Raw genomic sequence first — 4,453 nt, 5'->3', positions numbered from 1 at the left:
TTCCTGGTCGAGTTCCGCCCAGACCGTCTTGCGCGGGACCGGACCAGGAATGACGCCCCACTGGTCGGCGAGCGCCTCGACGATGAGGAGACCCCGGCCGCCCTCCGCGTCGTCCCCGGGGGCGGACGGGACGGGCAGGCGATCGCCCCGGGTATCGGTCACCTCGATCCGCAACAGCGCCTCTCCGCCCACGGTGGCGTTGGTGGCCAGCTCCGGCGACGATGTGCGCGGCCGACTCGGAGGGCAGCCCCCAGAGGCTGAGATGAGCCACGGTGAGCAGCCGGGCGAGCAGGGCTCCCCGGCGGGTGGGGGAGAGCAGCACGGTGAAAGCGCGTGGGCGAGATCGAGCGTGTGGTGGCCGCGCGCATGGCCCGGCGGTTGATCTTCGACCGTGACCCGCTTCCGTCACTCAGCTTCGTACAGGAGGAGGTGACGCTGCGCCGTCCTGTCGGGGGCACAATGGTGTGGCGCCGACAACTGGAACGCCTTCTGGAAGTGGGGCGGTTGAGGAATGTATCGATCCAAGTGATGCCTACCCATCGCGAAGAGCACCCGGGGACGGGTGGGCTGATTGAGGTGCTGAAGTTCCCCGACGGCAGTGCTGTGGGGCGTTCCGAGGGGATGTTCGGCGGCCCTCCGGTCACCGAACCGAAGCAGCTCAGGATCCTTGAGTTGCGCAATGGGATGATCCGGGCCCAGGCCCTCTCTCGCCGAGGGAGTCGCTGGCCTTCATCGAGCAATTACTGGGAGAGTCATGATCGACAAGCCCTCTGCCGGGGACGCTGCCGAGCGGGCGTGGTTCAGGAGCAGTTACAGCAGCAGTGGCGACGGCAACGACTGCGTCGAGGTCGCGACCACTCAGGACACGGTCCACGTCCGCGACTCCAAGAACCTCCGGGGCCCCCGCCTCGCCCACCGTTCCGCCGCGTGGGTCGCCTTCGTCGCGTACGCCGCTGCCCGGTCCTGACCCCCGCTGAGGCATCGGTATGGGAAGTCCTCACTTGCCGACGCCGACGCCGACGCACCCCGAGGACGCCGGGGCGCTCCGGCGAGCCCCCTGATCAACCCTCTGATGCAACATCTCCGCCGAGTCAACCCCCGAAGGATCACTCACCGCGCACGCGCCACCGGAAAGTGAGCCAGAAACCCGAGAACTGACGGCAGTTACGAACTTTGGTGGCCGACGGGCCGCTGTTCGGCCGTTAGCGTTCGGCCGGGCAAGGGCGGCCGATCGGTCGCCCTATCCTTCTGCCATGGCGAACTGGCAGCGGTCTCTGAGCGATGCGTTCTGGACTCTGGATCGGCTCCTGGGTGGGCAGCGGCGTCCGACTCGGATCCAGAAGTGGACGGCCCGACACCCGATCGGCACCGGTTTCTGCATGGCTGTTCCCTACGCGCTCTTCTTCTTCTGGCTGTCGTCACCCGAGCCGGAGAACCTCTGGAAAGCCGCGCTCGGGGGGCTGGCCATGGGATTTGTCTTCGTACCGTTTGTTCTTCTGGAGCGGCTCCGGCAGCGTCGGCTCATGCGTCTGGGGATATGGGACGGATCTTGAGAGCGCCGGGTGCTGGAAGAGACGGCTTCCGCCTCGCCGGCACCCGACCCCGACGGTGCCGGAATTGGTGGCGTCAGCCGGCCTCGGCAGGTTCCTCAGCGCCCGTGCGGGGCTTCTCGGCAGCGCCCCCGGGCAGCAGTCGCTCGCCCAGCAGGACCGCGCAGGCCGCGACCGTCAGCAGGCCGCCCATGAGGAACGTGCCCCGCACGTCGGACAGCGTCAGGACCAGACCGCCGAGCGCGGCGCCCGCCGCGATACCGGCGTTGTAGCCACCGGAGTTGGCCGCGAGAGCCATGTCCGTGCGGCCCGGGGCGCAGTGCAGCATCTCGTTCTGGGTGGCCATGAACACCGGCCCGAGTGCGGCGCCCGTCAGCGTCAGGAACACCACCGCCGCCACCGGATCGCTCCCGGTCGCGTACAGGCCGAGCATGCCCACCGCCTGCGTGGTGATCGCGGTGGCCAGTACGGAGTTCGGGAAGCGGTCCAGCAGCACTCCGGTGATACTCACCCCGGCCAGACACGCCACACCGAAAGCCATGAACAGGGCACTGACCTCGCTCTCGGAGAACCCGCTCACGTCGCCCAGGAACTTCACGATGTACGTGTATCCCGCGAACGCCCCGGTGGCGGACAGGATTCCGGCCGTCAGGACGGTGGCGAACCGGCGGGTGTCGGGGGCGCTTCCGTACGCGGCGTGCCCCTCCTCCGGGCGGGAGGTGGGCAGCAGGACGGCGATCGTCACCAGGGAGATGAGCCCCAGGGCCGCCACTCCCGCGACCGGCACCTGCCAGCCGCTCTGCCGTCCCAGCCAGGTCCCGGCGGGAACACCGAGCACCAGGGCGAGGGAACCGGCCACGGACAGCGCCCCGACCACCCGCCCCCGGACACCGGGCCGGAACAGGCCCACGGCGACCGGTCCCATCACCGCCCAGAACAGCGCCTGGGCGAGCGCCGTCAGCAGCCGCGCCGTGAGCAGCAGCCAGTAGGAGTCGGCCAGAACAGCGACCAGGCTGGACACGACGAGCGCGGCGAGCAGAGCCGTGAGCACATGGCGCCGGGGCATCGTCCGCGTGAAGTGGGCCAGCGGCAAGGACGCGACGGCGACCGTCACGCCGTAACCGGTGACCAGGTAGCCGACCGACGGCAGGGACACGTGCAGGCCCTCGGAGATGAGTTCCAGGAGGCCGATCGGCAGGTTCTCGGCGGTGTTGAACGTGAAAGCGGCCAGCATCAGGGCAGCGAGTACCGCCGGCCCTCTCCACCGAGCCGACCCGGCCGGCCGATCCGACCCAGCCGAACCGGCCGGTAAAGCCGCCTGGCCCGTGACCATGCGCCCCGTCCCCGTCCCCGTCCCCGTTCCCGTGCCGCTTCCGACCGCTACGCCCGTGCCGTCCGCCGGGCCGGGGAGCTCGCAGAGCCCAGCAGGTACTGCCCGTTGGCGGGTCCGGCGAGCATCCGAACAGTCTGGCAGACGAGGCGAACGCCGCCCGGTTCGATCGGAAGACCCGGAGGCGGGAGCGGTTCCGCTCCGCCGGGGCCGGTGGCGTACCTTCCCTACCCATGACGGACATCGACGAGCTGACCGGCCTGTTCGAAGCGCTGGGCGCCGACGACGCGCCGGGCTGGGCCGACTCGGAGGCCGAGGAGAACATTCCCCAGCTGGCCCGGTACCGGTTCCTGCGCATGGTCTGGCAGGACATCGACGCCTGGAGCGCGGCGGCGCCCGACTGGGTCGAGGCCTACCGGAAGGAGGGCCTGGCCGGCGGGGCCGTCGAGCGGGCGCTGCGGCTCGGGCTGACCCCCGGCGAGCTGGGGGAGATAGCCCGGGAGGTCGCCAAGGAGACCGCGTTCGGCCTGCTCTACGGGCTGGCCGACCCGGCGGACGGCGATCTCCCGCCCGAGACCGAGGCGAGGCTGCCTGGCTGGTGCCTGGCCGAACTGTCGCCGGAGGGCAGGCCCACGGGGCGGGTTCTGGACGCGCTCTACGAGGACCTGGACGAAGTGGAGCCGCAAGGCCCGGCCGGAGGTGCCGCATGACCGCGTTCGACGTGAGTGAACGGCGCATCTGGGACGGGCGGGCCGAGAGCTACGCCCGCACCTTCGCCCGTCTCTGCGCCCGTACGGTGCCCGCACTGCTGGACGCCGCCGCTGCCGGGCGCGGGACCCGGCTGCTCGATGTGGGGTGCGGCAGCGGCAGTGTGACCGTCGCCGCCGTCGGCCGGGGCGCGGTCGTACGGGCCGTGGACGCCGAACCCGGCATGGTCGCGGCCACCCGGCGGGCGGCCCCCGGCGTCGAGGTCCGTACCGGCTCGCTGCCCCAGCTCCCCTACCCCGACGGCGAGTTCGACGCGGTCGCGGCGAACTTCGTGCTCAACCACGTGGGCCGGCCGCTGGACGCGCTCGTCGAGCTGCGCCGGATCACCCGGCCGGGAGGCAGGGTCGCCGTCACCATCTGGCAGGTACCCGGCGGCCCCGGACAGGCGCTGCTCGGACGGGCCGCGGAGGCTGCCGGTCTGACCCGTCCCGCCTGGCTGGCCACGGTCGACGAGGAGCACAACTTCCCGCGCACCCCGGAAGGGCTGGGCGCCCTGCTGACGGCGGCCGGGCTCGGGGGCGTCCGGAGCGAGCCGCTGTCCTGGGACCACCGCGCGGACCCGGAGGACTGGTGGGCCGGTGCCGCGGCCGGCGTCGCCGCGATCGGCCGGCTGGTCAACAGCCGGGGCCCGGAGGGGGTGGCGGCGGCGAAGCGGGAGTACGACGTGCTGTGCAAGGAATTCGATTCGGTGGACGGGCAGTTGGTGCTGCCGCACCGTGCCCTGCTGGCCCACGGGAGGGTCTAGGGTCTTTCGTTTGGATCATGCCGGAACCCGCGAGCCCGGCATGATCCAAACGAGAGGCCC

General features: G+C 71.3%; 5 protein-coding genes and 2 pseudogenes. 5 read left to right on the top strand and 2 right to left on the bottom strand.

Features of this window, described 5'->3' with window-relative positions; all coding sequences use genetic code 11:
- Window positions 1-322: pseudogene (locus J1C73_RS09670) on the bottom strand (ATP-binding protein); the annotation flags it as partial.
- A 17-nt stretch (window positions 323-339) separates the two neighbouring features.
- Here J1C73_RS09670 and J1C73_RS34655 point away from each other — a divergent pair.
- The 3 genes and pseudogenes from J1C73_RS34655 to J1C73_RS09660 form a co-directional block, all read left to right on the top strand.
- Window positions 340-758 (top strand): annotated as a pseudogene (locus J1C73_RS34655) (DUF5753 domain-containing protein); the annotation flags it as partial.
- Window positions 755-967 carry a DUF397 domain-containing protein gene (locus J1C73_RS09665; protein WP_207315968.1) on the top strand — a complete coding sequence of 71 codons (213 nt, stop codon included), beginning with the start codon at window positions 755-757 and terminating at the stop codon, window positions 965-967. The pseudogene J1C73_RS34655 and the gene J1C73_RS09665, both read left to right, overlap by 4 nt.
- 286 nt (window positions 968-1,253) lie before the next feature.
- Window positions 1,254-1,553: a hypothetical protein gene (locus J1C73_RS09660; protein WP_207315967.1), complete on the top strand. Its 300-nt coding sequence runs from the start codon at window positions 1,254-1,256 to the stop codon at window positions 1,551-1,553.
- 73 nt (window positions 1,554-1,626) lie between these two features.
- Here J1C73_RS09660 and J1C73_RS09655 read toward each other — a convergent pair whose 3' ends face one another.
- Entirely contained in the window at window positions 1,627-2,784 is a 1,158-nt protein-coding gene (locus J1C73_RS09655; protein WP_207315966.1) for an MFS transporter, read from the bottom strand.
- 329 nt (window positions 2,785-3,113) lie between these two features.
- Between J1C73_RS09655 and J1C73_RS09650 the strand changes: the two genes are divergently transcribed.
- Window positions 3,114-3,590, top strand: a complete 477-nt coding sequence (locus J1C73_RS09650; RefSeq protein ID WP_207315965.1) for a hypothetical protein — start codon at window positions 3,114-3,116, stop codon at window positions 3,588-3,590.
- On the top strand, window positions 3,587-4,393 hold the full coding sequence (locus J1C73_RS09645) for a class I SAM-dependent methyltransferase (protein WP_207315964.1): 807 nt from the start codon (window positions 3,587-3,589) through the stop codon (window positions 4,391-4,393). Before J1C73_RS09650 ends, J1C73_RS09645 begins: the two co-directional genes overlap by 4 nt.
- The last annotated feature ends 60 nt before the right edge of the window (window positions 4,394-4,453 follow it).

It is taken from the genome of Streptomyces laculatispora (assembly GCF_017353455.1).
Lineage (GTDB): Bacteria > Actinomycetota > Actinomycetes > Streptomycetales > Streptomycetaceae > Streptomyces > Streptomyces laculatispora.
Note: the sequence above shows the minus strand (reverse complement) of the source record. Positions and strands in the feature narration are given on the sequence as shown.

What these genes read in the sequence shown, in the direction of transcription:
- J1C73_RS09665 (WP_207315968.1), top strand. Translation starts at nt 755, where the DNA reads ATGATCGACAAGCCCTCTGCCGGGGACGCTGCCGAGCGGGCGTGGTTC.
- J1C73_RS09660 (WP_207315967.1), top strand. Translation starts at nt 1,254, where the DNA reads ATGGCGAACTGGCAGCGGTCTCTGAGCGATGCGTTCTGGACTCTGGAT.
- J1C73_RS09655 (WP_207315966.1), bottom strand. Translation starts at nt 2,784, where the DNA reads ATGCTGGCCGCTTTCACGTTCAACACCGCCGAGAACCTGCCGATCGGC.
- J1C73_RS09650 (WP_207315965.1), top strand. Translation starts at nt 3,114, where the DNA reads ATGACGGACATCGACGAGCTGACCGGCCTGTTCGAAGCGCTGGGCGCC.
- J1C73_RS09645 (WP_207315964.1), top strand. Translation starts at nt 3,587, where the DNA reads ATGACCGCGTTCGACGTGAGTGAACGGCGCATCTGGGACGGGCGGGCC.